This is a genomic window from Actinomycetota bacterium (genome assembly GCA_030019255.1).
Lineage (GTDB): Bacteria > Actinomycetota > Geothermincolia > Geothermincolales > RBG-13-55-18 > Solincola_A.
Window position 1 is genome coordinate 1 of the sequence record JASEFK010000006.1, and the last position, 2,775, is coordinate 2,775.

General features: G+C 57.3%; 2 protein-coding genes. Both read right to left on the reverse strand.

The genetic code is table 11. From position 1 onward, the window contains the following. A partial coding sequence (locus tag QME84_06535) for an IS1634 family transposase (protein ID MDI6873923.1) occupies positions 1 to 976 on the reverse strand: 976 nt, incomplete at its 3' end. 483 nt (positions 977 to 1,459) lie between these two features. Then, a partial coding sequence (locus QME84_06540) for an ATP-binding protein (protein MDI6873924.1) occupies positions 1,460 to 2,775 on the reverse strand: 1,316 nt, incomplete at its 5' end.

Below are 2,775 nucleotides of genomic sequence, written 5' to 3' on the forward strand. Positions count from 1 at the left end.
TCTTTCCCCCGTGTCTCACCTCCTTGACCCGGAGGTTTTCGGCCACCTCCCGGAACCTCCCGGCCCGGGAGAGCACCCCGGACATGGCTTTTCTCTCCAGACGCATCTTCACCCCCAGGATGTAGGAGAAGCCCAGTTCCTCGAGCTCCTGCGCATTCCTCCTTCCCGTCATTCCCCGGTCGGCCACGATGCAGATGTCCTCCACCCCGAAGCGCTCCCGCAAGGAAGTGGCCACGGGCAGGATGGTTCTGGCGTCTGTGGTGTTGCCCGGCCACATGGGGCAGGCGATGGGCCTTCCCTCCTGGTCCATGACCACCCCCACCACCATCTGGTTCTCGTCCGGCCTGCGGTCCTTGGAATATCCCCTCCTTCCCCAGAACTCCCCGCCCCTCCCCTCGAAGTAGAGGGTGGTGGTATCGAAAAAGACCAGCGAAAGGGAGGAGAAGAGGTCCCGGTTGCGGAAGAAGAGTTCCTCCTCCACCCTCTCCCGGACCTCCCCCAAGAAGGCCATGGCCCGGTAGAGGTGGTGCAGGGAGAGATCCTCCGCCCCGGTGATGCGGAAGTCGCGGGCGCACCGATCCGCAAAACGGTCCGATCCGGGGAAGAAGAGGCGGGCCAGGGTGGCGGCGTAGACCGCCCTCTCCACGGGGAAGGAATACCTGCGTCCGGAAAGCAGCTTCTCGATGGCGGAACCACAGCCCAGCTCGGACCAGAGCCGGCCACAGATGAGGTCGGGGCCTATCCTTTGTACCCTCTTGGCCTTAAGCTTCCCCTCCCGCAGCTCCTCCGTCACCCTGACTTTATCCGAGAAGCGGGAGAGGGAACGCAGGATCCCCTCTATCTGGCCGGAGGCTACGAGCTCCTCCTTCCTGCCCAGGGTGGCGATCACCCTCTGGCGTACCTTATCCCCCTCCCGGTAGTTCTCCACCACCTGCAGGTAGGTGCGGCCCTGGACGGTCTTCTCCCGGATAAACATATCACTACTATAATACCACATTATTAGCCATTTACAATATTAAATACATAAATTGTGCCATTTAAACGTGGCACTACTTTTCAGTGCGTTTCGGAAGCCGCAATCCATCTACCTGGGGTTTTGCGCACGAATTGGGTCAAAGTCGAGGGTCAACTGTAGAAGATGAGTTTAAGACGGTCCCTATTCGATATGACACGTAAACCCTCCGAGCAAGTTTAGAGAAAGCCTGGAGATGCTTTAAGGCTGTATTGCTGGGACGCGGCGAATTATACGAGTGTCGGTTGATGGGAACGGGCCCCGATCATGCGCGTTCGAGCCTGCGAGAGGCAACGACGTCTGAGCCCATTCCCGGAATATCGCGGTAGATTACCGACCCTCCTCGGCTGGGGCTTCTTAGATCATCGCCTCGTAGAGCGGCGCCTTGTCCCGCAGGTGCATCATGACCGTTAAAAAGATTACAAGGTCACGCCCATGCGAAGGCAACTATACCCGTTCCGAAGAACTCCCCACAGGGAGGGTGAAAGTGAAGACGGAACCTCCGCCCTCCCTGGATTTATACCAGATCCTTCCTCCATGGGCATTTATGATCATCTTGGCTAGGTAAAGGCCGAGACCAATTCCCGGTATGGAGTGGTAAACGGCCTTACCCGCGTGGTAAAAGCGTTCGAAGACTCTCTCCTCCTCGCCTTCCGGTATCCCCGGACCGCGGTCCAGCACGGATATCACTACTTCATCTTCCACCCTCTCGACCTCCAAGGTAATGGGGGTGTCCGGGGGAGAGAATTTAGCGGCATTGTCCAACAGCGCTGACAGGACAAAGGTCACCTTTCCCGGATCCACGGAAAAAGTACCCACCTTTTCGCCCAGGTGAACCTCAAACCCTCTCCCTTCATACCTTTCTCCCAGTTCCGCCAGGGCCGACTCTACAACGGCGGCAACCGGAACTTCCCTTATCGATAGGGTAAGCTTGCCCCTCTCGATACGGGTAACATCCAGGAGCTCATTCAATATAAAGGTCAGCCGATCCGCAGCCTGATTTATCTTGGCCAGCATATCCTTTTTCTCGCCCTTGCTCAATCTGTCCTCGAATTCGGCGAGGGTTATGGCGTAGCCTTTCACCAACGTAATGGGATGGCGTAATTCGTGCGAAGCGATGTCGATGAAATCGCGCAGATCCTCTTCATCCCTCCATCTAGCCTCCTCGATGGAAAGGGCACGGGCGAGCATCCCCATGTATCCCACTTCCTCGTCACTGAAATGCCGCTCCCGCCCGTCGAAGAGGCAGAGGCATCCCACGAATTCCGACCCCACCATCACCGGGTGACTGAGCAAAGATTTCAAGCCGTATTCACCGATATCCGGATCGCTCTCCATGATCCTGGGAAGCCTGTCTTTATCCCATCCCAGCGGACCTCTATGCCAGAGAAAAAACTCCTCCAGTATTTTTCTCTCCAGAGACGTTCCCCTCGGTCGATAACTCTCGCATCCGGAAAGAGCGAGGGTGAGGGAATAGGACTTCCCCTCCAGGCGCCAGTACTTGGCCAACTCGCAGTGGAGGATCTCCCTGCCCGTCGCGATAATCTTCTCCATGTTTTGCAGCGGATCGTCTCCCAGATTCAGGAAGCACTGGTTGAGCCTGCTCAAGCGCTCCTCCGCTTTTTGTCTCCTGCTTTCCCGCTCCATGGCATCCAGGGCAAAGGAGATACCCGCTGCCAAGTCCTCCATGATCTGTTCTTCTCCGAGGCCGAAATAGCCAGCAAGAGTCGAGTACACGTTGATGGAACCGATCACCCCCCCCC